Source organism: Aeromonas eucrenophila (assembly GCF_000819865.1).
Lineage (GTDB): Bacteria > Pseudomonadota > Gammaproteobacteria > Enterobacterales > Aeromonadaceae > Aeromonas > Aeromonas eucrenophila.
In genome coordinates this window covers 223,757-247,311 of the sequence record NZ_CDDF01000001.1, presented here as the reverse complement: position 1 = coordinate 247,311, position 23,555 = coordinate 223,757, and the positions used below count along the sequence as shown (strand labels likewise).

Annotated in this window: 20 protein-coding genes; 9 read left to right on the top strand and 11 right to left on the bottom strand. The window is 63.0% G+C overall.

Annotated elements, in window-relative coordinates; genetic code table 11:
- Nucleotides 1-57 precede the first annotated feature (57 nt).
- Nucleotides 58-1,005, top strand: coding sequence for a universal stress protein UspE (gene uspE / locus BN1124_RS00970; protein WP_042638248.1), 948 nt, complete (start codon nucleotides 58-60; stop codon nucleotides 1,003-1,005).
- 67 nt (nucleotides 1,006-1,072) lie between these two features.
- Nucleotides 1,073-1,981, top strand: coding sequence for a tRNA 2-thiocytidine(32) synthetase TtcA (gene ttcA, locus BN1124_RS00965; protein WP_042638246.1), 909 nt, complete (start codon nucleotides 1,073-1,075; stop codon nucleotides 1,979-1,981).
- A gap of 78 nt (nucleotides 1,982-2,059) precedes the next feature.
- On the opposite strand, the gene BN1124_RS00960 is transcribed toward ttcA, so the two are convergent.
- Together BN1124_RS00960 and BN1124_RS00955 are read right to left on the bottom strand one after the other, a co-directional pair.
- Nucleotides 2,060-2,725: a DUF2987 domain-containing protein gene (locus tag BN1124_RS00960; protein WP_042638244.1), complete on the bottom strand. Its 666-nt coding sequence runs from the start codon at nucleotides 2,723-2,725 to the stop codon at nucleotides 2,060-2,062.
- 27 nt (nucleotides 2,726-2,752) lie between these two features.
- The gene (locus tag BN1124_RS00955) at nucleotides 2,753-3,505 is read right to left on the bottom strand and encodes a DUF2189 domain-containing protein (RefSeq protein ID WP_042638243.1); all 753 of its coding nucleotides are present in this window, start codon (nucleotides 3,503-3,505) and stop codon (nucleotides 2,753-2,755) included.
- Between the two features lie 302 nt (nucleotides 3,506-3,807).
- Here BN1124_RS00955 and BN1124_RS00950 point away from each other — a divergent pair, with 302 nt between their 5' ends.
- The 7 genes from BN1124_RS00950 (at nucleotide 3,808) to BN1124_RS00920 (ending at nucleotide 10,535) form a co-directional block, all read left to right on the top strand.
- A complete protein-coding gene (locus BN1124_RS00950; RefSeq protein WP_042638242.1) occupies nucleotides 3,808-4,425 on the top strand; it encodes a glutathione S-transferase family protein in 618 nt (205 codons plus the stop codon).
- A gap of 206 nt (nucleotides 4,426-4,631) precedes the next feature.
- Nucleotides 4,632-5,051, top strand: coding sequence for a D-ribose pyranase (gene rbsD, locus BN1124_RS00945; protein WP_042638241.1), 420 nt, complete (start codon nucleotides 4,632-4,634; stop codon nucleotides 5,049-5,051).
- Nucleotides 5,052-5,072: 21 nt separating this feature from the next.
- Entirely contained in the window at nucleotides 5,073-6,605 is a 1,533-nt protein-coding gene (rbsA, locus tag BN1124_RS00940; RefSeq protein WP_042638239.1) for a ribose ABC transporter ATP-binding protein RbsA, read from the top strand.
- Nucleotides 6,602-7,570 carry a ribose ABC transporter permease gene (gene rbsC, locus BN1124_RS00935; RefSeq protein WP_042638238.1) on the top strand — a complete coding sequence of 323 codons (969 nt, stop codon included), beginning with the start codon at nucleotides 6,602-6,604 and terminating at the stop codon, nucleotides 7,568-7,570. Before rbsA ends, rbsC begins: the two co-directional genes overlap by 4 nt.
- Before the next feature lie 34 nt (nucleotides 7,571-7,604).
- Nucleotides 7,605-8,480: a ribose ABC transporter substrate-binding protein RbsB gene (gene rbsB, locus BN1124_RS00930; protein WP_042638237.1), complete on the top strand. Its 876-nt coding sequence runs from the start codon at nucleotides 7,605-7,607 to the stop codon at nucleotides 8,478-8,480.
- A 100-nt stretch (nucleotides 8,481-8,580) separates the two neighbouring features.
- The gene (gene rbsK / locus BN1124_RS00925; RefSeq protein ID WP_042638236.1) at nucleotides 8,581-9,513 is read left to right on the top strand and encodes a ribokinase; all 933 of its coding nucleotides are present in this window, start codon (nucleotides 8,581-8,583) and stop codon (nucleotides 9,511-9,513) included.
- Nucleotides 9,513-10,535: a substrate-binding domain-containing protein gene (locus BN1124_RS00920; RefSeq protein ID WP_042638234.1), complete on the top strand. Its 1,023-nt coding sequence runs from the start codon at nucleotides 9,513-9,515 to the stop codon at nucleotides 10,533-10,535. The genes rbsK and BN1124_RS00920 overlap by 1 nt, the downstream gene beginning before the upstream one ends.
- A 117-nt stretch (nucleotides 10,536-10,652) precedes the next feature.
- Here BN1124_RS00920 and BN1124_RS00915 read toward each other — a convergent pair whose 3' ends face one another.
- The 9 genes from BN1124_RS00915 to pheS all read right to left on the bottom strand — a co-directional run bounded on the left by BN1124_RS00915 (nucleotide 10,653) and on the right by pheS (nucleotide 23,232).
- The gene (locus tag BN1124_RS00915; RefSeq protein WP_042638232.1) at nucleotides 10,653-12,293 is read right to left on the bottom strand and encodes a GGDEF domain-containing protein; all 1,641 of its coding nucleotides are present in this window, start codon (nucleotides 12,291-12,293) and stop codon (nucleotides 10,653-10,655) included.
- Nucleotides 12,290-12,766: a putative pterin-binding protein gene (locus BN1124_RS00910; protein WP_042638949.1), complete on the bottom strand. Its 477-nt coding sequence runs from the start codon at nucleotides 12,764-12,766 to the stop codon at nucleotides 12,290-12,292. Before BN1124_RS00910 ends, BN1124_RS00915 begins: the two co-directional genes overlap by 4 nt.
- Nucleotides 12,767-12,852: 86 nt before the next feature.
- Complete coding sequence (gene cobB / locus BN1124_RS00905; RefSeq protein WP_042638230.1) at nucleotides 12,853-13,626, bottom strand: Sir2 family NAD+-dependent deacetylase; 774 nt, start codon at nucleotides 13,624-13,626, stop codon at nucleotides 12,853-12,855.
- Between the two features lie 72 nt (nucleotides 13,627-13,698).
- Complete coding sequence (locus tag BN1124_RS00900) at nucleotides 13,699-14,313, bottom strand: GNAT family N-acetyltransferase (RefSeq protein ID WP_042638228.1); 615 nt, start codon at nucleotides 14,311-14,313, stop codon at nucleotides 13,699-13,701.
- Complete coding sequence (locus BN1124_RS00895) at nucleotides 14,310-15,557, bottom strand: response regulator (protein ID WP_042638226.1); 1,248 nt, start codon at nucleotides 15,555-15,557, stop codon at nucleotides 14,310-14,312. Before BN1124_RS00895 ends, BN1124_RS00900 begins: the two co-directional genes overlap by 4 nt.
- Nucleotide 15,558: 1 nt before the next feature.
- Nucleotides 15,559-19,494, bottom strand: a complete 3,936-nt coding sequence (locus tag BN1124_RS00890) for an ATP-binding protein (protein ID WP_042638947.1) — start codon at nucleotides 19,492-19,494, stop codon at nucleotides 15,559-15,561.
- 54 nt (nucleotides 19,495-19,548) lie between these two features.
- Nucleotides 19,549-19,845, bottom strand: a complete 297-nt coding sequence (gene ihfA, locus BN1124_RS00885; protein WP_005300715.1) for an integration host factor subunit alpha — start codon at nucleotides 19,843-19,845, stop codon at nucleotides 19,549-19,551.
- A gap of 3 nt (nucleotides 19,846-19,848) precedes the next feature.
- Nucleotides 19,849-22,236: a phenylalanine--tRNA ligase subunit beta gene (pheT, locus tag BN1124_RS00880; protein WP_042638219.1), complete on the bottom strand. Its 2,388-nt coding sequence runs from the start codon at nucleotides 22,234-22,236 to the stop codon at nucleotides 19,849-19,851.
- 12 nt (nucleotides 22,237-22,248) lie between these two features.
- Complete coding sequence (gene pheS / locus BN1124_RS00875) at nucleotides 22,249-23,232, bottom strand: phenylalanine--tRNA ligase subunit alpha (RefSeq protein ID WP_042638217.1); 984 nt, start codon at nucleotides 23,230-23,232, stop codon at nucleotides 22,249-22,251.
- Between the last annotated feature and the right edge of the window lie 323 nt (nucleotides 23,233-23,555).

Genomic DNA, 23,555 nt, shown 5'->3' with positions numbered 1-23,555 from the left:
ACTAAGCTGTAAAAGCTAAAGAGTTGCCATCATTGGCTTTTTGCCAAGGAGGAGAACATGGTCAAGTACCGAAACATTCTGGTGGTGATCAACCCGGAAGAGGAGCGCCAGATCGCGCTCGAGCGCGCGGTCAAGGTCGCCGAGCTGGACGAGGGCGCCCAGCTGACCCTGCTGCTGACCATCTACGACTTCTCGTACGAGATGACCGCCATGCTGTCGGTGGATGAGCGCGAAGAGATGCGTCACGGCGTCATATCCCAGCGCCGGGAATGGCTCGACGAGATCCTGCGGCCCTATCGTGCCAGGGGGCTGGAGTGCGAGATCAAGGTGCTCTGGCACAATAGACCCTTCGAGTGCGTGATCCAGGAAGTGTTGACCCAGCGCCACGATCTGGTGGTCAAGGCGACCCACAAGCACTCCTTCCTGCAGACCTTCATCTTCACCCCGACCGACTGGCACCTGCTGCGCAAGTGCCCCTGCCCCGTCCTGCTGGTCAAGGAGGGTCACTGGCAGCGCGGCGGCAACATCATCGCCGCCATCAATTGCTCCAGCGACGATCTGGAGCAGAAGGTGCTCAACGAGCGCATCACCCGCGAGGGCACCGCCATCGCCGACTTGCTCGGCTCCAACCTCTATCTGGTCAACACCTACCCGGGTACCCCGGTCAATGTGGCCATCGAGCTGCCCGAGTTCGATCCCAACGCCTATAACGACGCCATTCGCAAACACCACGAGGATCTGCTGCGCGAGCACGCCGATCAGTTCGGCATCGGCCATATGTGGACCCGGGTCGCCGAAGGGCTGCCGGAAGAGGTGCTGCCCGACATGGCGGACGATCTCAAGGCTACCCTGATGATCATGGGGTGCGTCGGCCGCACCGGCCTCTCCGCCGCCCTGCTCGGCAACACGGCCGAACACGTGGTGGATCGGCTCAACTGCGACATCCTGATCCTCAAACCGGACGATTACAGCTGCCCGGTGGATGACAGGCGCCATCCGGCATAAGCGTTTCTTGCCCTCCCCCGGGACATGGCTATAATAAGCCGCTTATTTTTGTCCCGGGTTTGAGGCCATGCACGAAGAGCTTAACGCCAAAGAGAAATACAGTTTCAACAAGCTGCAGAAACGCCTGCGGCGCAACGTGGGTCAGGCCATCGCCGACTTCAACATGATTGAAGAGGGTGACAAGATCATGGTGTGCCTGTCTGGCGGTAAAGACAGCTTCGCCATGCTCGACATCCTGATGAGCCTCAAGGCGAGCGCCCCCATCCATTTCGATCTGGTGGCCGTCAACCTGGATCAGAAACAACCCGGCTTCCCCGAGCACGTGCTGCCAGAGTACCTGGCCACCCTCGGCATCGACTTCAAGATCGTCGAGGAAGACACCTACTCCATCGTCAAAGACAAGGTACCGGAAGGCAAGACCACCTGCGCCCTCTGCTCCCGCCTGCGCCGTGGCATCCTGTATCGCACCGCCCAGGAGCTGGGCTGCACCAAGATTGCCCTCGGCCATCACCGCGACGACATCCTGGAGACCCTGTTCCTCAACATGTTCTACGGTGGCAAGCTGAAATCCATGCCCCCCAAGCTGGTGAGCGACGATGGCAAGAACGTGGTGATCCGCCCGCTGGCCTACTGCAAGGAAAAAGACCTGGTGCGTTACGCCGAGGTCAAGGCCTTCCCCATCATCCCCTGCAACCTGTGCGGCTCCCAGGAGAACCTGCAGCGCCAGGCCATCAAGCAGATGATGCAGGATTGGGATCGCCGCTTCCCCGGCCGCATCGAGACCATGTTCACCGCCATTCAGGACGTGATCCCGAGTCACCTGCTCGATCACAAGCTGTTTGACTTCAAGAGTATCAATCGTGACTCCGGCATCATAGATGGCGGCGACAAGGCGTTCGATCCACCCGAATTGCCCACCGCGCCCCTGCTCAACATCGACGAGATGGACATGCTGGACGTGATCGAGGTGCGCTAAGCCCGCACTAGCCCGATCAAACAGTCATAAAAAAGGAGCGCCCGGCGCTCCTTTTTCATTGCTCTACTTAACGCCGCTTCACTCCTTGTGAAGCCAGGGTGTGAGGCGCAGGATCTCCCCCTGCAGTTGCAGCTTGCCCGCCCCATAATCGGCCAGCTGTTCGTTGCCGAGCAGCAGTTGACCCTCTTGCCAGGGCAAGACCTGCTGGCGATCGCCGTCGATGAGATAGGCGGTACCGCTCGGCTGCGCCAGACTGACTCTCACCCCGGCCATTCCCGGCAGGAAGTATTTGCCGACCATGCCCGCCAACTTGTCCAGCAGCTTCTGCATATCCTGCTGACCTGCTTGCAGTGCGCTCACGTCGAGCTCACCCTCGGGCATATCCGCCATCACCTGCACCGACAAATCGCAACTCTCGTGGGGCTCCCCCAGTTCGACCAGCACGCTGGCCTTGTCGAGGTTGAGATCGTCGTCATAGGGCAGGCGCAGCTCGCTGTCAGGCGTGACCTCGGCGGCCACCTCTCGATCATCCGTCGTCACCCGCGCCGAGGTCAGGGTGCAGCGCTGACCGTTTTGCGGATCGGTCAGGTAAAACCCCAGCCGGGCCTGACCAAACTCGCCCTTGGCAAAGGTCTTCATCTGGCTGTAGAAGGTGCCGTATTGCAGCTCAAGGGAGGGCTGCGCCAGCACCATAGCCGGCAGCATCAGCAAACTTGCCGCCACGCCGTATCGAAACCGCTTCATGTGCCATCCTTTTGCGTCACGCATGATTCATGCATTGAAATGATCGGGACCAGCCTCGGGCTTGTCGTCGCCTACCTCGGTCACCTCGACGGCGATCCCGCACAGGTCCCGGTAGAGGATCCCCTTGCAGTTGAAATAGAGGGGGGCCACCCAGATAAGTCCCAACCCCATGGGGATCAAGGCCAGGAAGAACAGCGCCATCATGACACCGTGCAGCAGCACTATGCTGGGCCAGCCACGAGCGAATAACTTGAGGGAAACCAGAATGGCCTGGGCGGGCGACAGGCCGCGCTCCAGCACCAGCGGCACTGTGAACACCAGCCCCATGCCCACCAGGGCCGAGGGGATGAAGGCCAGCACCACCGGCAGGCCCACCAGTTCGAACAGGGGGCCAAACAGGCTGGTGATGAGGCTGCCGAGCAGGCTCAGGCTACCCAGACGCAAGAAGTGGCGGAAGAAGTCGAACACCTGGTTCGGACGGGCCCGTACCCCCACGGATTGCTGCAATCCCAGCATGTCGAGGGAGGAGGTCATGGGGGACATAATGACAGTGATGAGCAGGCTGATCACCAGCGCCATGTCCATGTCACCCTCCTGGCTGACATAGGGCGCCAACAGCTGGTTGCTCAGCAGGATCCAGATCGCCATGACACCGCCGATGGCCAGCGCCAGGCCGAAACCGGTGCGGCGGGTCTGTTGCCAGCCCTCTTTTAACACCCCTTGCAGGTCCAGACGGTATCCCTGGCTGAGGGACTGTTCGAGGGTTCCACCGATCCGCATTTTATTACTCAATTGACTATCCAACATCGAAAGCGACTGATCCAAGGTGGCACATTATAGCGATTTGACCGGGCATGCGTAGCCGTTTTTCCTGTTATCTTCTGTTCAGAAAGCCATTGATTTCACTGAGAGGTGTTCAGTTTTTCCATACAACTTTGAAGCTCTGACCTGGTCTTGGCAGCGACTCGAACAAGCCTCCCTTGGCCCGGACGGCACTTGGGAGTAGGATGCCGAAGGCCCGCCCGGTGACTCGCCAGGCGCAACCCGACTCGCTGCATAACCCGCACACAAGGAGAACTGCCATGTCTGACCTGACGCTCTATCTCGCCCCCGGCACCTGCGCCATGGCGGTCCGCATCGCCCTGGTGGAGGCCGACGCCCCGCACCAGCTGAAACTTGTCGACTTCGCCGCCGGTGAGCAGCGCTCCCCCGCCTATCTCGCCATCAACCCCAAGGGCCGGGTGCCGGCTCTCGTCACCGAGCGCGGCGTGCTGACCGAAACCCCGGCCCTGCTGCTCTATGTGGCCCAGCGCTTCCCGGCCGCACAGCTTGCACCGATGGACGATCCCTTCCTGCTGGCCCGCATGCAAGAGGTCAACAGCTTCCTCGCCTCCACGGTGCACGTCTCTCATGCCCACGGCCGGCGCGCCAGTCGCTGGGCCGACGACGAACAGGCCATCGCTGCCATGCAGGCCAAGATGCCGCAAAACATGCGCGATGGCTTTGCCGAGATAGAGCACCACTACCTCGCCGGCCCCTGGGTGCTGGGTGAGCAGTTCAGCCTGGCCGACATCTATCTGTTCGTGGTCGCCAGCTGGCTGGCGAGCGACGGCGTCGCCATCGACGAATTCCCCAAGGTGGCGGCGCACAGCCGCCGGATGCTGGCCCGCCCCGCCGTGCAGCAAGCCCTCTCCCTCTGATGTTTCCCATATCGGGTGCCAGTGCTCTTCTGGCACCCGTTCTGCCCTAGTGCCTCACCCGCATTGAGATCGTTTTCACACTTTCATCATCTGTTGCTAGACCCCTTAACAGTTAGCGCCTATCTTTCGCCTCAAGACGCAACCGGTTGCGTAACCGGTTGCCTGTAGAACAACCATGTGCGGGAACCAACCCGCTGAGGTGCTGTATGAAACGAGGCGTACTGCTCAATGCCCCCCTGAGTGCCGTGCTGGCACAGATGGGCCACACCGACGAGATCACGGTCTGCGATGCCGGCTTGCCCATCCCGGCCGGCCCCGAGCGCATCGACTTGGCACTGATGGCAGGTACCCCCGGCCTGTCAACCGTGCTGACCGCCCTGCTCACCGATCTGGTGGTGGAGAAGGTCATCATGGCGAGCGAGCTCAAGACCGTCAGCCCGCTGGCCCATCAGGCCCTGCTTGATCAAATCGCCGAGCACGCCCGTGATCAGGGCAAGCCCATCAGCATCGAATACTGCTCCCACGAGGCGTTCAAGAGCCGCACCCACCAGAGCAAGGCTGTCGTTCGCAGCGGCGAGGTCACCCCTTACGCCAACCTCATTCTCTGCGCCGGCGTGGCGTTCTAAGTCCCTCTAAAGGAAGCTGCCATGAGCACAACCTCCTCGGCCCCCTCGCCCATTTTAGAGCTCAGCGGGATCGTCAAGACCTTCCCCGGCGTGCGCGCCCTCGATGAGGCTGGCCTGCGGGTCTACCCGGGTCAGGTGATGGCCCTGCTCGGTGAAAACGGCGCCGGCAAGTCCACCCTGATGAAGGTGCTGACCGGCATCTATCAGGCCGATGCGGGCAATGTCAGCTATCGCGGCCAGCCGGTTCACTTCAAGGGCCCGCGCGATTCCCAGGATCAGGGCATCAGCATCATCCACCAGGAGCTGAACCTGCTGCCGGAATTGTCCATTGCCGCCAACATCTTCCTCGGCCGTGAGCCCCGTACCCGCTTTGGCAACATCGATCACCGCCAACTGCGTGAGCGGGCCAGCGGCCTGCTGTCCCGGCTCGGGGTCAAGCACGGGCCTGACACCCGGCTCGGGGATCTCTCCATCGGCGAGCAGCAGATGGTAGAGATCGCCAAGGCCCTCTCCTTCGAGGCCAGCGTCATCATCATGGATGAACCCACCGATGCCCTCACCGACACCGAGACGGAGCAGCTGTTCAAGGTCATCCGCGAGCTGCGTGAGCAGGGTTGCGGCATCGTCTACATCTCCCATCGCCTGAAAGAAATCTTCCAGATCTGCGATAGGGTCACGGTGCTGCGGGACGGCAAGTGGATAGGCGAGAAGGCCGTGAGCGAGCTCGATGAGGACAAGATCATAGAGATGATGGTGGGTCGCCGGCTGGAGGAACAGTACCCGCGCCTTAGCCGTGAACTCGGCCCCGTCAGCCTGCAGGTGAAAGATCTGGCCGGCCCCGGCGTGCGCGGGGTGAGCTTCTCCCTGCGTCAGGGGGAGATCCTGGGTTTCAGCGGCCTGATGGGCTCGGGGCGCACCGAGCTGATGAAGCTTATCTACGGCGCCAACCTTATCAGCGCCGGCACGGTCGACGTCGATGGCAAGGCCATGGTGCCACGCAGCCCCGCCGATGGGCTGGCCGCCGGCATCGCCTACATCTCCGAGGATCGCAAGGGGGATGGTCTGGTACTGGAGCTCTCGGTGCGCGAGAACATGAGCCTGTGCGCCCTCAATGAATTCAACAAGGGGGGCAAGATCGACGGCAAGGCGGAGCGTCAGGCAGTCGGCGACTACGTGCGGCTGTTCAACATCAAGACCCCGAGTCAGGATCAGCTCATCAAGCTGCTCTCCGGCGGCAACCAGCAGAAGGTCGCCATCGCCAAAGGGCTGCTGACCAGACCCAAAGTGTTGATCCTCGACGAGCCGACCCGCGGCGTCGATGTCGGAGCAAAGAAGGAAATTTATCAGCTGATCAACCAGTTCAAGAAGGAGGGGATGAGCATCATCCTGGTCTCCTCCGAGATGCCGGAAGTGCTCGGCATGAGCGATCGCATCATGGTGATGCACGAAGGGCGCATCAGCGCAGAATTCATGGCCCAGGACGCCAATCAGGAGAAGCTGATGGCGGCGGCAGTGGGTAAACAGTGGCAAGCAGAGCAAGAGGCACAGCAATGACAACCCAAACCCTTCCCAGCCGCGGCATCATGAGCAAGAGCTGGTGGATAGAGAACAAGTCCCTGGTCGCCTTGCTGGTGCTCATCGGCGTGGTCTCCTTCCTGAGCCCGAATTTCTTCACCGCCGACAACCTGCTCAACATACTGCGCCAGACCTCGGTCAACGCCATCATCGCCGTCGGCATGACCCTGGTCATCTTGACCGGTGGCATCGATCTCTCGGTAGGCTCGGTGCTGGCCCTGTGCGGCGCCCTGGCCGCCACCATGGTGGCCATGGAGCTGCCCATCGCACTGGTGGTGCCGCTGACCCTGGGCGCCGGCGCCCTGCTCGGCAGCATCAGCGGGCTCATCATCGCCAAGGGCAAGGTGCAGGCCTTCATCGCTACCCTGGTGACCATGACGGCCCTGCGCGGCATCACCATGGTCTACACCGAGGGGCGCCCCATCTCCACCGGCTTTAGCGATGGCGCCGATCACTTCGCCTGGCTCGGTACCGGCTACCTGTTCGGCCTGCCGGCCCCCGTCTGGCTGATGGCCATCGTCTTCCTGCTGGCCTGGTTCATGCTCAACCACACTCGCCTCGGCCGTTACATCTACGCCCTCGGCGGCAACGAGTCGGCCACCCGCCTCTCCGGCATCAACGTGGCGCGGGTCAAGCTCGCCGTCTACGGCCTGTGCGGCGCCCTGTCGGCGCTGGCTGGCCTCATCGTCACCTCCCGCCTGTCGTCGGCCCAGCCGACCGCCGGCATGGGTTATGAGCTCGATGCCATCGCCGCCGTGGTACTGGGTGGCACCAGCCTGATGGGGGGCAAGGGCCGCATCATGGGGACTCTGATCGGGGCACTCATCATCGGCTTCCTCAACAATGCCCTGAACCTGCTCGACGTATCCTCCTATTACCAGATGATTGCCAAGGCCAGCGTGATCTTGCTCGCCGTGATGATCGATAACAAAAGCAATAAATAACAACCCAAACCAGCCACACACAAGGAATGAAACGATGAAAAAGCTCAATACCCTGCTCGCCGCCGCCATCATGTCCGTGCTGGGCACCGCCCAGGCCGCCGATCAGACTCTGGCCATGGTGGTCTCTACCCTCAACAACCCCTTCTTCGTCACCATGAAGGAAGGGGCCGAAGCCAAGGCCAAGGAGCTCGGCTACGAGCTGGTGGTGCTGGACTCCCAGAATGATCCGGCCAAGGAGCTCTCCAACGTCGAAGATCTGACCGTGCGCAAGGTCAACGCCATCCTGATCAACCCGACCGACTCCGAGGCCGTGGGCAACGCCATTCGTCTGGCCAACAAGGCCAACATCCCGGTGCTGACCCTGGACCGCGGCGCGGCGCAAGGGGAAGTGAAGGCCCATATCGCCTCCGACAACGTGGCGGGTGGCAAGCTGGCCGGTGACTTCATCACCGAGAAGCTCGGCAGCGGCGCCAAGGTGATCCAGCTCGAGGGGATCGCCGGCACCTCCGCCGCCCGTGACCGTGGCGAAGGCTTCGCCCTGGCCGTGGCTGCCAACAAGCTGCAGGTGCTGGCCTCCCAGCCCGCCGACTTTGACCGCACCAAGGGTCTGAACGTCATGGAGAACCTGATGGCGGCTCACCCGACCGTACAGGCGGTGTTCGCCCAGAATGACGAGATGGCGCTCGGTGCCATCCGCGCCGTGCAGGCGGCCGGCAAGGACGTGATGATCGTCGGCTTCGATGGCACAGACGATGGCAAGGCCGCCGTGGCCAAGGGTAAACTGGCCGCCACCGTGGCCCAGCAGCCGGCTCTGATCGGTGCCATCGGTGTGGAAACCGCCGACAAGGTGCTCAAGGGTCAACCGGTGGAGCAGTCCATCCCGGTACCGCTGCAGATCGTCAGCAAGTAAGTCTGATGAGGGGGAGGCTCGCCTCCCCCTTTGCCGCCAGCCAGTGCCTCCCGGCTTGAGCCCACTCAAGCCAAGATGTACTCAATCAAGGGTGATAAGAATGAATCGTCTCGTAGTCCTCGGCAGTGTCAATGCGGATCATGTGCTGCGCGTCCCCCACTTTCCCCGTCCCGGTGAAACCCTGACCGGCCACAGCTACCAGGTCGTTCCCGGTGGCAAGGGCGCCAATCAGGCGGTGGCCGCCGCCCGGTTGGGTGCAGAAGTCTCCTTTATCGCCCGCATCGGCGATGACGCCATCGGCCATCAGATGAAGGCAGGTTTCGCCCAGGACGGCATCGACGTCAGCGCGGTGGAGCAGGATGAGCGGCTGCCCACCGGCATCGCCATCATCTACGTGAGCGATGAGGGAGAGAACAGCATCGGCATCTCCGCCGAAGCCAACGGCGCCCTCAGCCCCGCCATGGTCAAACGTCACGAGACCTTGATTGCCGACGCCCATACCCTGCTGCTGCAGCTGGAAGTGCCGCTGGAGAGCGTGTTCGAAGCCGCCAGACTGGCTAGATCCCACGGCACCCGGGTGGTACTGAACCCGGCGCCGGCCCAACCGCTGTCAGGCGAGCTGTTGGCGCTGGTGGATCTCATCACCCCGAACCAGACCGAGGCCGAGCTGCTGACCGGGGTCAGGGTGACAGACGAGACGAGCGCAGCCGAGGCTGCCGCCCGCTTCCACCAGATGGGCATCGCGGAGGTGATGATCACCCTGGGCTCCCAGGGGGTCTATTGCAGCAACGCCGCCCGCCAGATGCTTGTCCCTGGATTTAAAGTCGCAGCAGTGGATACCACTGCCGCCGGCGACACTTTCAACGGTGCCCTGCTGGCAGCCGAGCTTGCGGGAGACGATTTTAACGCCGCGGTGCGCTTTGCCCACGGTGCGGCGGCGCTGTCGGTCACCCGGCTCGGAGCCCAGAGCTCCATCCCGGCCAAGGCCGAGGTGGACGCCTTCCTGCAGAGCCAGCCCGTGCAGGGGCGCTGATGGCCAACATCAAGGAGGTCGCGGCGCGGGCGGGGGTCTCCACCACCACGGTTTCCCACGTCATCAACGAGACCCGAGTTGTGGCACAGGAGACCCGGGAGCGGGTCTTCGCCGCCATGCAGGCGCTCAACTACGCCCCCAGTCTGGTGGCCCGCAGCCTCAAGGTGAAGGAGACCAACAGCATCGGCATGCTGGTCACCACCTCCAGCAACCCCTTCTTCGCCGAGGTGGTGCGCGGGGTGGAACGCTACTGCTTCGAGCAGGGCTACAACCTGATGCTCGGCAACACCGAGGGTCAGGCCGAGACGGCGCTCTCCTACCTCAAGATGATGCTCCGAAAACGGGTGGATGGCCTGCTCATCATGTGCAGCGAGGGGCAACAGGAGGTGTTCAACCAGCTCGATTGGCTCAAGAGCCTGCCGGTGGTGGTGATGGACTGGGGCATGGAGAGCCGCGAGGTGGATCTCATCGCCGACAACTCCCATCAGGGGGGCTATCTGGCCACCCGCCACCTGATCGAACTCGGACACCGCGACATCGGCTGCATCACGGGTCCCCGAAGCCGGGCCCCTGCGGATCAACGTCTTTCCGGCTTCGTCCAGGGGATGCAGGAGGCGGGTCTTGCCATCAATCCGGCCTGGATCCAGGAGGGGGATTTCGACTGCGCCAGCGGTCACGACGCCATGCTCAGGCTGCTGAGCCAGCCAAGTCGCCCCAGCGCGCTCTTCGTGTGCAACGACATGATGGCCATGGGGGTCATCAGCGCCGCGCACCGCGCCGGCCTCAGCATCCCGGAAGATCTCTCCCTGGTCGGCTATGACAACGTGGCCCTGGCCCAATACATGTCGCCGCCGCTCACCACGGTCAATCAGCCGAAAGAGGAGCTGGGTCGCCTCGCCGTCACCCGCCTGCTGGCCAGGATCAACGGGGAGACCATCGACAATCACATGATCACCGTCGACCCAGATCTGGTGATCAGAGACTCCTGCGCCCCCTTTCCTCCCCGCCCCCAGCTCGACTGAGCCGGAGAGGAACAGACGAACAGACGAGCAAGAGAAGCTTGCGCAAGACTTGCACAAGATAAGAAGGGCGGCCCATTGGCCGCCCTTCTCATTTCTCCATTCACTGCCGGACCGAAATCAGGCCACACCAACCTCATTTTGCACCGACTCGGCCCTGCCCAGGCGCCGCAATGCCAGCCGGGTCGCCAGGGGTTGCAGCAAGGCCTCGAACTCGGAGGGCGCTGGCAGCCAGTAACGAATGGGCCAACCGGCCTGCAGCAGCTCGGGCGCCTGGCTGCCGAGCTCACGCAGCGCCAGCAAGCAGCCGCTCTGGTGCACCTGCGCCAACAAGACGTCATCCTTTGTCAGGGTCGGCAACGCCAGGATCAGCGCCCCCTCGGGCAATGTAGGCAAATAGGCCAGTACATGGGCCAGTTGCGCCTGTTGTTGCAGCCTGAAGAGTTGTGGCAACGAATTCGTTGCGTCAGCCAACAGCCGTGCCACCACCGGGCCCAGGATGCCATGTTCCTGCAGCCAGCTCATCTCGCACTCCTCACCTGCTCGCCAGCGCAGGCTGGTGGCCACGACCCGCTCACCCTGCTCGTCCTCCAGCTCATCGCGCACCGCCTCCAGCGGGGATGGCGCCACCCCTTCCAGCCAGCCCCGCAGTTGATGCAGCTGGCGCTGGTGCGCGTTCAGGGTGGCTTGCATCCCGGGTTGGAACCAGACCAGGGCGGCATTGTCCCGCTTGGCCTGATTGAGCGCCAATATGGCCTGCTCCAGCAACAGATTTCCATCCGTCCCCCGCTCGGCCCTGGCCACCCCGAAGCGGCAAGCAAGATCGAAGCTGCTCTCCCGGGTCACAAACTCGAACTGCAACAGGCTCTGCAAGGCGGCCATCTGCTCTTCTGTCTGCGCCTGCTCGCCGGCCAGGAACACCGCAAATTCATCGCCCCCCAGGCGATAGGCCCGCCCGGGATGGGCCTGCCGCAGCTTGGCGGCGACCGTCTGCAGCAGGCGATCGCCGACCTGATAGCCGAGCAGATCATTGACCTGCTTGAAACGCTTCAGATCCAGCACCACCAGGCTCGAGGCCGGGCTCTTCAGCAAGGCCTGTTTCAGTTGCGCCTGCAGGGCACGGCGATTGCCCAGCCGCGTCATGGGGTCGAGCAGGGAGAGGCGACGGTTTTGCAGGTTCGCCTTAATCAGGGCAAGCACCAGAATGCCCCCCGTCAGCAGCAGGATCAGCTGCCAGATCTGGAGCCAGAACAGGCTCTGGCGCATCTGGTTGACCGATGCCTCCCGCTCCTGGCCGGAGAGGATATGTTCCCCGATCTGCTCCACCTGGCGGGTCAGCTCGGCAAGATTGGCCTGGATCCGGTCCAGCGCCGCCCCCTCCCGCAGTGCGCCTGCCTGCATCTGGGGCTCCAGCAGCTTGATCTGGTAAAACATCTTGGTCAACACCTCCCCCAGTCCGTGACGGGCGCGCGCATCGGCGGTCTCGCTGCTGACCAAAAAGACGTCCAGCCGGTTCCACAACAGATCGTAATCCAGGCTCAGGGTGGCCATGTCCAGCTGGCCCGTCCGATAGAGTCGCAGATCGTAGAGGAAGCGCTGGGACTCCAGCATGGCCTGGCTGATGTTCCAGTGGGTGTTGCGGTAGAAGATGTCGACCAGCTGTTCGTGCCGGCTCTGCAGATAGAGGCCCCACACGGAGGAGAACAGGAAGGAGAACGAGATGAGGGCGAGCAGCAGATTATGGCGTTGGCGACGGGTCACTTGATGACCTCGATGCGGGTCAGCTGCCACACCATGCCGCTGTGGATGGCGGGCACATCCAGCTCGGGGTGCGCCGAGAAGGGCATCAACAGCCAGAGCGGTCCCTTGTTGCGGCGCGTCAGCGGCTTGTCATCCTGATAACGCACCAGCGCCAGCGGCACCTGCTCGAACAGGGAGAGATCCAACTGCTGCTGATAGCCATTGAGGCCGGACGCCTCGATAAGGTTCGCATGCTCGACCCCTTGCGCCGCCAGCACGGATGCCAGGGTCGGGCCACGGTAGCTGTGGCTGCCCGTGGTCCAGGGGGTCTGGGTCTGGAATTCGGTCTGGGGCAAGGCGGCCAGCGCCGCCTCATCCAGATTGACGATCCGCTTGTCCGCCAGCACCAGCTGCAGCAAGGGGGAAGAGGCCTCGGCGCCGAAGGTGATCAGCGCCAACAGGAAACAAGAAAACCAGCATTTCGGGATACGCATCTTGGGTCGCGCCAGCTGCATTCGGGATTTTACGAGTTAGTGTGGCGACTTCATTAACCCATTGCAACTGTGTTGTTACGCAATAGTTATTGGCCGCGCATCTCCATCCAGTTGTGTCCCGGCACGACCTTGGGCTGATGCACCCCCAGTTGCTGCAGCAGCTCATCCACGAAGGCCGGCACCAGCACGGAGGCCGGGCCGTAGCGCTTCTCGTCAAACTGGCTGCCCACCTCGCTCGGCTCCAGATTGAGCTCTATGGTGTGGGCCCCGTTGAGACCAGCCTCGTGCACGAAGCCCGCCGCCGGATAGACGGCCCCGGAGGTACCGATGGAGATGAAGAGATCGCATTGCGCCAGGGCGCTGTAGATCCGGTCCAGCCCAAGCGGCATCTCGCCAAACCAGACCACGTGGGGTCGCAGCGGCTGGGGCAGCTGGCAACAGGAGCAGAGCTCATCCTGATGCAGATCGCCACGCCACTCGATCACCTGACCCGACACGGGGCAGCGCGCCTTGAGCAGCTCCCCGTGCATGTGGATGAGGTTCTTGCTGCCCGCCTCGGCGTGCAGGTTGTCGATGTTCTGGGTGACCAGAGTCACCCGCCCCGGCAACAGACGCTCCAGCCGAGCCAGGGCGTAATGGGCAGGGTTGGGGTGGATCTCGGTTCTTTGCAGTTGCTCACGGCGCGCGTTGTAGAAGCGCTGCACCAGCACGGGATCCCGCGCATAGCCTTCCGGCGTCGCCACATCCTCAACCCTGTGCTCTTCCCACAGACCGTCGCTGGCCCTAAATGTCTTGATGCCGGACTCTGCCGAGATGCCGGCGCCGGTGAGGATCACGATATGTTTGGCTGACTGCACCATGGTGGATTTCCTCCGACGAATGACAGCCTGACCTTAGCACAGGGGGCGAAGCAGGCACATTCGCCCTTGGTATTAGGTCAGCCGAACGTTCAACTTGTCCAGCACGCTCAAATCCAGCCGGACGAACACCATCTCTCGCCCCGTCACCAGGGTCAGTGGCAGGCCCAACCCCTTGAGCAGGGCCAGCATGGGCCTATTCTGACCGAGCACCTCGGCGGTCCATTCCCGAATGCCCTCCCCGTGGGCCAACAGGGCCAGCGCCAGCAAGAGGCGCCGCCCGGCCCCGCGGTGCTGGAAGTGGTCTGCGACTATGCAGGAGAACTCGGCCCGATCCGGGTGCAGCCGGCGCCGGATGGACTGGGCCATGGCCAGGGGCACGCCGTCCCCATCGGTCAACAGCAGGCCAATCTGGGGCGCACGAGGATAATCGACGAAGAAGGCGACCTGCTCGGCACTGGGAGGCAACTTGGGGCGCATGAAGCGCAGATAAATGCTCTGCTCGCTCTGGGCGGCGTAGGCCGCCTCAAGCAGGGCGCTGTCGTAGCCCGCCAGCTCCCGCAACCAACAATCACGCCCCCCCACCACCATCATGATGGGCAGATAGCTCCGGTCGGCGGGATGGAGCCAGCCCGCCAGCCCCGCGCGCAGACGCGCCTCGTCGGCCGGCCAGCACAGATAGCGGGTCACCAGCGCCCCGAGATGCCGCGATCCTGCCAGAGGGCGACATCCTGCACGTTGAAGGGATCGTCGAGATAGAGGGCGATGCCTAACTCTCTGGCACGGCCGATGAAGCGGCCAAGCAGGGAGTCCACCGCCATCGACTCCAGCTCCTGGGACAGCTGCTGTCCCAGCAACAGGTACTGGAACGGCAACCGCTCCAGCTCATCGAATGGCAGATGCTGGCCGCTGTCGAGCAGCAGCGCCAGGCGTCCCCCCGCCATGCTCGCCTGCAACGCCAGGGCGAAGCGATCCGCCTGGCTCAACACCTGATCCCGCTTGTGCACCACCAGGGTCAACTCGACCGCCTGCCGGCCGTGCTGCTCCAGCCACGCCTTGAGCCTGTCCCAGTGGGGAGGCAGCCCGCTCACGGCCAGCCAGATGGGCAACTTCGATGAGGCGGCATCCGCCAGCAGGCCGAACTGGCCGAGGGGCTCCCCCTGCCAGTTGCGAATGGTCCGCTTCAGGCCGCCGAGCCTCAACGGGTGTTGCGGCCCCAGATACAGCGCCTTGAGCAGACGCAGCAGATCGTTGTTCTTGAGCGGTTTGGCCAGCGCCGCCAGCACATTGAAACCGGCATCGTGCAGCAGGCGACGGGCGCCGTCGATCAGGGTCTGATCATGGGCGGAGAGCAAGATGATGGGCAGGCCGTTGCGGCAGGACTGGGGGTGACCCATCAGCAGGCTGATGGCATCTTGTTCCGCCAGGCTGAGATCGCAGATCAGCAGCCCCACCTCGCCCCCTTCCAGGGCCTGGAGGCAGGCGTCACCATCCTGTACCCAGTGGCAAGGCAGCCCCAGCCCCTGAACCTCCTGCTCAATACTGGCGCCCTGGAAGGGGTGATCCTCCAGCAACAGCACCCGCAGTCCCGCCAGCCAGGTACGCCAGCGCAGCTCTCGCTCCTGCAGTCCCGCAAGCCAGGGATCCGTCATCCGGAAGATCCCCCGCCCCGGGGTCAACTGCCCGGCATAGGCCTTTCCCACATGGGCAGCCGGATCGAACAGAGCGATGTCACTGGCGGTGAATCCCCCTTCCCAGCGCCAGTCGGCGTCGGGTTGAGTGCGATGCAAGCTGGCATAGGCAGGCACTCCCGCCGCTTTGACCGCCTGATAGGAGACCGCATCCAGGGCATAGATGCTGACAGGGTGGAACAGGGACTCCAGGCTCACGTCCTCCTCCAGCAGCGCTAACAACTCTTCCTCTGTGATGATCATCTCATGTTCTCTTGTTCAGTTGCCGACAGACCTCATCCACGGCCTCTGTCAGCGGCTCGATCAAGGGGTGTTCAGGATCCTGCTGCCAGGTCTCGATGACCTGTACCAACTGGCTGGCCCCCACCATTTTGGCGGCCCCCTTCATCTTGTGTAAAGCCGTCTTGAGGGCTGCCCCATCCCCTTGTGTGACACAGCGCTCAATGTCGGCCAAATCCTGTCTGGTCGAGGCAAGATAGAGGCTGACCAGCTTGGGACTGAGCGGGATCAGCCTGTTCTCGGATCCGCTGGCGGCGTCTTCCTCCTGCGCGATCGTCATCTCGCCCCCCTGGCCGGAGACGCTGCGCAGCAGGATGGCCAGATCGTTCAACAGCACCGGCTTGTCCAGATGACCGTGACAGCCGCAGTCGGCCAGCCGCTCTGCCGCCTGCTCGCTGAGATCGGCAGTGATCACGTAGACCGGCAGATGCTGCCAGGCTGCGGAGCCTCGTAGCAGTTTGCACAGCTCGGCGCCGTCCATCACCGGCATCTGCAGGTCGGTCAGCACCAGATCGACCGGCTCGTGCTGCAGGATCTCGAGCGCCAGACGACCGTTGGCGGCGCTCAGCACCCGGGCCCCCAACTGGCTGAGCTGCATGCTGATCAGCACTCTATTTACCTCGTGATCTTCCACCAACAGGACGCGCATGCCAGCACCCGGCAGGCTGGTCATCTCCTCCGGCCCCTGGCTGAGCCTGGGTTGCAGCAGGGTGACTACTGAGCCCGGGATCCAGGGCTCCTCCTGCCAGTACCAGTGGCGCAGACCCCGCTCATCCACCATGGCGCTCAGGCAGGGCCCGGTCGATGTCTCCGTCACCCCCACCTCGCGCAGCCAGCTGCGCATGTAGTCAAGCTCCTCACCCGCCAGTTGCAGGCAGATCTCGCGCACTCTCGGTTGCCAGGGAGCGCCCTCCTGCAGGGGACGCAGGGGCAAGGCGCAGCGGAAACGGCTGCCGCCCTGGGCCAGGGACTCGACCCCTATGGTGCCTCCCATCTGCTCCATCAGCTGACGGCAGATGGCAAGCCCGAGCCCGGTGCCCTGCGCCCGGATCTGGCCCGGCGCCTCCCCCTGCTCGAAGGGCAGGAACAGCCGGGGCAGCAACTCGGCACTGATGCCGGGCCCCTCGTCATCCACTCCACACTGGATCCACTCCCCCTCACGCCGCGCCCAGATCACCACCTCGCCAACCGAGCTGAACTTGATGGCATTGGAGATCAGGTTGTGCAGCACCTGCTGCACTCGATGAGGATCGAGCTCCATCAGCGCCGGCAGCGCGGGATCGAGCGCGAGGCGCAGTTGCAGCCCCTTGGATCGCGCCTTGGACCAGTGTACCGCCGCCACGTGCTCACACAGCTCCACCAGATCGGTCGGCTGGGGCGAGAGCCGCAGCTGGCGTGTCTCGTTGCGACTAAAATCGAGCACGTCGTTGAGCAGCCCCAGCAGCTCGTTGCCCGCCTGCCTGACGTGGGTCAGCGCCGAGGCCTGCTCCGGCGAGAGCTCGGTCTGATCGAGCCACTCCAGCAACCCCAGAATGGCGTTCATGGGGGTGCGGATCTCGTGGCTCACGGCGGCGAGGAAGCGCCCCTTGGCGAGCACAGCCTGCTGGGCCTGTTCATGGGAGATCTGCAGCGCCTTCTCCTGCTCGACCCGTATGGTCACATCCTGCACCACCCCATAGATCCGCCACCCCTCTCCCTGACGACGACCCCGGCCGGAGAACTGCAGCCAGCAGGTCCCCTTGGTCGGATGGCGATAGCGCAGCAGATGGGCAAAGGGACGCCCCATCTGCAACATGGTCAGCATGGGGGCCCGCATCTCCCGCCTGTCCTGATGCGCCAACCGGGTGAGGGTCTCGTTGGGATTGAGCCGGATCTGCTGGCTGGCCAGCCCCAGCAGCTCATAGCTGCCGCGACTGACAAACTCCACCCGGGAGATGGCCCCCCTCTGCAGGGTGAACTGGAGCACCACCCCGGGCACCGTATTGGTGAGGGCGCGCAGACGGCGCTCCGCCTGGCGCAGCAAGCGGGTGCGTTCGCGCAGGGCGCTGATGTCGGACAGGGCGATGAGATCGCCGGCCGGTGCCTGCTCCCCCAACCGCAGCGGGATCTGGGCGTAGGAGAAGATCTGCTCGCGCAGGGCAAACTCCCCTTCCGCCCCTTGCAACTGGGGCGCGGGCAGAACGAGGGCGGCGGAGTAGCGCGCCTCCAGCCGCTTGGCCCGCTTGTTGCGCTTGATGATCTCCCCCTGCGCATTGCGCAGGAACACCGGCACGGGCAGCGCCTGGAACAGGGACTCTCGGAACTTGCTCTCCAGCGCCAGCGCCTGTTCGGCCTTGCGCCGCTCCCGCGCCTCCTGGGCCAGTTGCTGACGGGAGCGCCAGACCGACCAGATCACGGCCGCGCTGACCAGCAGCGCCAGCAACACGGAGCCGAGCCAGAAGCCGTAACTGACCCCCTCCTGCTGGGTGAGGATCAGCCGGCGCCAGCGCTGGACCAGTTCGTCCACCTGCCGATCGTTGATGGTCATCAGGCTCTGCTCGATCACCCCCGCCAACCTGGGTTGATCAGATCGGATGGCAAACCCCAACCCGAAGGTCTGTGGCAGCTCCTTGATGGTCAGCTCGCTCAGCTGGTTGTTGCGCAGCGGATACTGCAACTGATAGAGCTCCGCCAGCATGGCCTCCGCCTCACCGTCTTGCACCGCTGCCAGCCCCTGCACCAGATCCTCGGCCTCCACCCATTCATGTTGCCCGAAGAGGGCGAGCAGGCTGGGGTCATACAACATCTTGGGCACCACCACCTTGCCCTTGACCTCGGCAAGGGACTGATGAGCGATGCGCTTGCGGCTGATCAGGGCGTAGCGGCTCATGACCACGGTACGGGTGAAGTCGAACTCAGCCTCCAGCGCCGGAGACTCCAGCAGGCCGGCCATCATGACGGCCTCCCCGCTGCGCAGCTTGGCCAGCGCCTCCTCCTTGCTGGCCACCGGAATGATCTCGAAATTCAGCCCGGTCTGCCGGCTCACCCGCCGCAGCACGTCGCCGCTCCAGCCGACGAGATCCCCTTGCTGATTGACACCGCTGTAGGGCATGAACCCGGGATCCGCGACCAGCTTGATGGTGCGGGCGTTGCCGATTAGCCAGGCTTGCTCCTTGTCGGTGAAGTGCAAGGGGTTGATGTCCTGCTCGCTCTGAGGCAGATAGCGCCCCAGATCCCGATAGAGACTGCCCGGCGGCAGGAAGCGGATCGCCGTGTCCAGCAGTTGCTGCAACTCGGGGCGATCCCGCATCATCAGCCGGTAACTGACCACCAGATCGTCGCTGCGCAGACGCCGCAGACGCAGCCCCTCATCGGGATATTCCCGCATTAAATAGCGCAATTGCAGGTAATCACCGAGATAAGCACTGCCTTTTTCCGCAAACAGCGCCAGATACCAGTTGTCGGCATCGGTCAGTTGCAGCTGGGTCGACTTGGGATAGAGACGCTTGAGCACCTCTCCCGCCTGCCAGATGGGCGACACCAGGAAGGAAGCGTGTTCGATATCCCCCCGGTAGAGGATGGCGGACTCGGCCTCCAGCATGGCCCGGCTCAGCGCCATGCCCGGCGGCGTCTGCAAGGAGGGGCCGATATGGGGGATGAGGTCGCAACGCCCATCGAGCAGCCCCTGCTCCACCGCGGACCAGTTGGGCAGTTTCTCGAAGCGCAGAGGGACCGGCAGTTGCTGTGCCAGCCGCTTCATCTGATCGACGAGCAGACCGCCCTGCTCTTCCAGGTAGGGCGGGCGCTGCAGGTTGGGATAGCAGAAGGTCAGTTCGCTGAGTGAATCGACATACGCCTGGGTCTCAGGCGACAGGGGAAGCACGGTGGCGCGCAGTGGCAAGGCCAGCAGCGCACCCAACAGGAGGAGTGTTTTTCTCATCGAAACGCAAAAGCCAGGCGGTTGCCTGGCTTTTTATTACTCGTTGGGTTCAACATTTTCTACCCTGGCCTTGAGCTTCTGGCCAGGCCGGAAGGTCACCACCCGCCGGGCGCTGATGGGAATATCCTCGCCCGTCTTGGGGTTACGTCCGGGACGCTGGTTCTTCTCGCGAAGATCAAAGTTACCGAAGCCTGAAATCTTGACTTGTTCACCGCGCTCAAGCGCCTGTCTGATTTCCTCAAAGAAGGCTTCCACCATATCTTTGGCTTCACGCTTGCTCATCCCGAGTTGGGTGAACAGGTGCTCTGCAATGTCGGCTTTGGTAAGCGCCATAGATCAATCCCTCAAGGATGCATTCAACTCTTCACCGAGGGCCCGCACGACATTGTCTACGGTCTCGGCAATCTCTTTCTCCTCCAGGGTGCGCTGGGTGTCTTGCAGAACAAGACTGATGGCCAGGCTCTTCTTGTCCTCTGCCATACCAGCACCCTGGTATACGTCGAACAAGTTTATTCCAACTAACTGATTTCCGCCAACTTTTTTAATTACTGCGAGGACATCACCGGCCAGAACCTCCTTGTCAACCACCACGGCGATGTCGCGACGGTTGGCCGGGAAACGGGATACCTCGGCTGCAACCGGCACCTTGGCAGGGGTCAGCTTGTCCAGCTCCAGCTCGAACATGATGGCCCGGGTCTTGAGGCCCAGCTTCTTCTCGAGGCTCGGGTGGATCACGCCGATGTGGCCGATCACCGCGCCGTTGCGCAGTATGGCCGCGCTCTGGCCCGGGTGCAGGGCACTGTGCTCGGTGCGCTCGAAGCTGAAGGTGGCGCCTTCGGCGGTGAGATCCAGCACGGCTTCCAGATCCCCTTTCAAATCAAAGAAGTCGCTGCCGCGGCTCTTGATGTCCCAGTGCTCGTCGCTCTGGTTGCCGGTGATGATGCCGGCCAGCATGGGCTCCTGACGGATGCAATTCTCGGCGGCTGCGTCCTTGATGAAGCGCAGGCCCTGCTCGAACAGACGCACACGACCCTGCTGGCGGTTCTGGTTATAGACCACCGCCTGCACCAGACCCGGGAACAGGGAGACCCGCATGGCGGACATCTCGACCGAGATGGGGTTGGGCAGCACTATGGCGTCGCTCTGCGGGAACAGGGTCTGCTGAGCCTTGGGATCCACGAAGCTGTAGGTAATGGCTTCCTGGAAGCCGCGGTCCACCAGCAAGTCGCGCACCCGCTTGAGGGTCACCTGACCTTCCGCCTGCTCGACCATGGCCAGGGAGGCCGCCGGTTTCAGGTTCGGGATGTTGTTGTAGCCGTAGATGCGGGCCACTTCCTCGATGAGGTCTTCCTCGATGGCGATGTCAAAACGCCAGGACGGCGCCAGTGCGGTCCAGCCATCAGATTCAACGGTCACCTGCATGCCGAGGCGAGTCAGGATCTCCAGTACTTGGGCATCGCCCACGCTGATGCCGATCACCTTGTCGAGCTTGGTGCGGCGCAGCTTGATAGGGGCAGCCTTCGGCAGATGGGCGTCGGATTTGACCTCGATGACCGGGCCCGCTTCGCCGCCGCAGATGTCCAGCAGCAGACGAGTAGCACGGTCCATGACCTTGGCTTGCAGCTCGGGATCCACCCCACGCTCGAAGCGGTGGGAAGAATCCGTGTGCAGACCATAGGCACGGGCACGGCCGGTGATGGAGAGCGGCGCGAAGAAGGCGCACTCCAGCAGCACGTCGGTGGTCTCGGTGGAGACGCCGGTACGCTCGCCGCCGAAGATGCCGGCCATGCAGGCCGGGCCTTTGCTATCTGCGATAACCAGCGTGGTCTCTTTGAGCTTGACCTCGTTGCCGTCCAGCAGGGTCATGGGCTCATCGGCCTTGGCGCGGCGCACCACCAGTTCCCCTTCCAGCGTCGCCAGATCGAAGGCGTGCATCGGCTGACCGTATTCCAGCAGCAGGAAGTTGGTGATGTCGACGATGGCATCGATGGAGCGAATGCCGCCGCGGCGCAGCTTCTCCTGCATCCAGAGCGGGCTCTGGGCGTGCAGGTTCAGCCCCTTGATGACGCGGCCGAGGTAGCGCGGGCAATCCGCTGGCGCCTCGACCCGGATCGGGAAGGTCGCATCAATGGTGGCAACGGCAGGTGCCCAGACAGGCTCGACCACGTCGGCGCTGTTGAGCACGCCGATCTCGCGGGCCAGACCCGCGATGCCGAGGCAATCGGCACGGTTCGGGGTCAGGTCCACGTCGATGGCGACGTCATTGAGGTTCAGGTAGTCACGGATATCGGTGCCGACCGGAGCATCGCCTGGCAGCTCTATGATGCCATCAGCTTCCACTTCGATGCCGAGCTCGCTGAAGGAGCAGAGCATGCCGTGGGACGGCTGGCCGCGCAGCTTGGCCTTCTTGATGGTGAAGTCGCCCGGCAGGGTCGCGCCCACCTTGGCCACACAGACTTTCAGGCCGGTGCGGCAGTTTGGCGCGCCGCAGACGATGTCCAGCAGCTCGGCTTCGCCCACGTTGACCTTGGTCACCCGCAGCTTGTCGGCGTCCGGGTGCTGGGCGCATTCGACCACTTCCCCGACGACTACGTTGTTGAACTGACCGGCAACCGCCTCGATGGCGTCGACTTCGAGGCCGGCCATGGTGATCTGCTCGGCCAGTGCGTTATCACTCAACTCGGTGCGGACCCACTCCATCACCCAGGATTTACTGAATTTCATGTTCTCTCGCCCTTACTTGAACTGCTTGAGGAAGCGCAGGTCGTTTTCGAAGAAGGCACGCAGGTCGTTGACCCCGTAACGCAGCATGGTCAGGCGCTCAACGCCCATGCCGAAGGCAAAGCCGGAGTATTTTTCCGGATCGATGCCGACCGAACGCAGCACGTTAGGGTGCACCATGCCGCAGCCCAGCACTTCCAGCCACTTGCCGTTCTTGCCCATCACGTCCACTTCGGCGCTCGGCTCGGTGAACGGGAAATAGGAGGGACGGAAACGGATGGTGAGATCTTCCTCGAAGTAATTGCGCAGGAAGTCGTGCAGGATCCCCTTCAGCTCGGTAAAGCTGGCATGTTCGTCTACCAGCAGGCCTTCGACCTGGTGGAACATGGGGGTGTGGGTCATGTCGTAGTCGTTACGATAGACGCGGCCCGGCGCTATGATGCGGATCGGCGGCTGTTGCTGCTGCATGGTACGGATCTGCACACCTGAGGTGTGAGTACGCAGCATCAGGTCCGGGTTGAAGTAGAAGGTGTCGTGATCGGTCCGGGCCGGGTGATGGGCCGGGATGTTCAGGGCATCGAAGTTGTGGAAACCGTCTTCAATCTCGGGACCGCGCTCCACTTTGAAGCCCATCTCGCCAAACAGGCGCTCGATGCGCTCGACGGTGCGGGTCACCGGGTGCAGACCCCCGTTCTCGATACGACGGCCCGGCAGGCTGATGTCGATGGTCTCGGCGGCCAGCTTCTGGTTCAGCTCCTGGGCGACCAGCGCATCGCGGCGCGCGTTCAGGGCATCCTGAACCTGCTGCTTTGCCTGGTTGATCACGGCACCCGCGGCGGGACGCTCTTCGGCGGACAGGGCCCCGAGGGTCTTCATCTGTTCGGTAAAAAAGCCTTTTTTACCCAGATATTTGACCCGGATCTCGTCGAGGGTCGCAACGTCGTTGACGCCCTCAATTTCGGCCTTGGCCTGGCCGACTACTTCTTCAAGCTGTTGCATGTCTTCCTCGTCACCACTCCCGGAACAGGAGCCTGTTAGGCTAAATAAGGTCAAGAGGGGGATAATACAAAAAAAGCCCCTCGGCTGACCATAGTTAAGGTGGGCTTTTCTCCCGAGAAATCATTTTGTTATGACAAGCGGAGTCAGTGGCGACCAGGCCTCTGTGCCCGATGGCTATTTTTGCAACGGCCATGCCCTGCCCGATCACGCTCTAGAATATAGTGCCAAATCAATATGATGGATTTTTTCTCCCCAGATTCCTGCTGCCATCTTGCCGCCTCCCCCGCCAAGTCCCGCGTCTGACGGGCATTTCGCCTGCTCAA

What these genes read in the sequence shown, in the direction of transcription:
- BN1124_RS00950 (WP_042638242.1), top strand. Translation starts at nt 3,808, where the DNA reads ATGTCTGACCTGACGCTCTATCTCGCCCCCGGCACCTGCGCCATGGCG.
- BN1124_RS00920 (WP_042638234.1), top strand. Translation starts at nt 9,513, where the DNA reads ATGGCCAACATCAAGGAGGTCGCGGCGCGGGCGGGGGTCTCCACCACC.
- BN1124_RS00960 (WP_042638244.1), bottom strand. Translation starts at nt 2,725, where the DNA reads ATGAAGCGGTTTCGATACGGCGTGGCGGCAAGTTTGCTGATGCTGCCG.
- ihfA (WP_005300715.1), bottom strand. Translation starts at nt 19,845, where the DNA reads ATGGCGCTTACCAAAGCCGACATTGCAGAGCACCTGTTCACCCAACTC.
- rbsC (WP_042638238.1), top strand. Translation starts at nt 6,602, where the DNA reads ATGACAACCCAAACCCTTCCCAGCCGCGGCATCATGAGCAAGAGCTGG.
- rbsA (WP_042638239.1), top strand. Translation starts at nt 5,073, where the DNA reads ATGAGCACAACCTCCTCGGCCCCCTCGCCCATTTTAGAGCTCAGCGGG.
- uspE (WP_042638248.1), top strand. Translation starts at nt 58, where the DNA reads ATGGTCAAGTACCGAAACATTCTGGTGGTGATCAACCCGGAAGAGGAG.
- ttcA (WP_042638246.1), top strand. Translation starts at nt 1,073, where the DNA reads ATGCACGAAGAGCTTAACGCCAAAGAGAAATACAGTTTCAACAAGCTG.
- rbsD (WP_042638241.1), top strand. Translation starts at nt 4,632, where the DNA reads ATGAAACGAGGCGTACTGCTCAATGCCCCCCTGAGTGCCGTGCTGGCA.
- rbsK (WP_042638236.1), top strand. Translation starts at nt 8,581, where the DNA reads ATGAATCGTCTCGTAGTCCTCGGCAGTGTCAATGCGGATCATGTGCTG.
- cobB (WP_042638230.1), bottom strand. Translation starts at nt 13,626, where the DNA reads ATGGTGCAGTCAGCCAAACATATCGTGATCCTCACCGGCGCCGGCATC.
- BN1124_RS00955 (WP_042638243.1), bottom strand. Translation starts at nt 3,505, where the DNA reads ATGCGGATCGGTGGAACCCTCGAACAGTCCCTCAGCCAGGGATACCGT.
- pheT (WP_042638219.1), bottom strand. Translation starts at nt 22,236, where the DNA reads ATGAAATTCAGTAAATCCTGGGTGATGGAGTGGGTCCGCACCGAGTTG.
- BN1124_RS00910 (WP_042638949.1), bottom strand. Translation starts at nt 12,766, where the DNA reads ATGCGTATCCCGAAATGCTGGTTTTCTTGTTTCCTGTTGGCGCTGATC.
- BN1124_RS00895 (WP_042638226.1), bottom strand. Translation starts at nt 15,557, where the DNA reads ATGATCATCACAGAGGAAGAGTTGTTAGCGCTGCTGGAGGAGGACGTG.
- rbsB (WP_042638237.1), top strand. Translation starts at nt 7,605, where the DNA reads ATGAAAAAGCTCAATACCCTGCTCGCCGCCGCCATCATGTCCGTGCTG.
- pheS (WP_042638217.1), bottom strand. Translation starts at nt 23,232, where the DNA reads ATGCAACAGCTTGAAGAAGTAGTCGGCCAGGCCAAGGCCGAAATTGAG.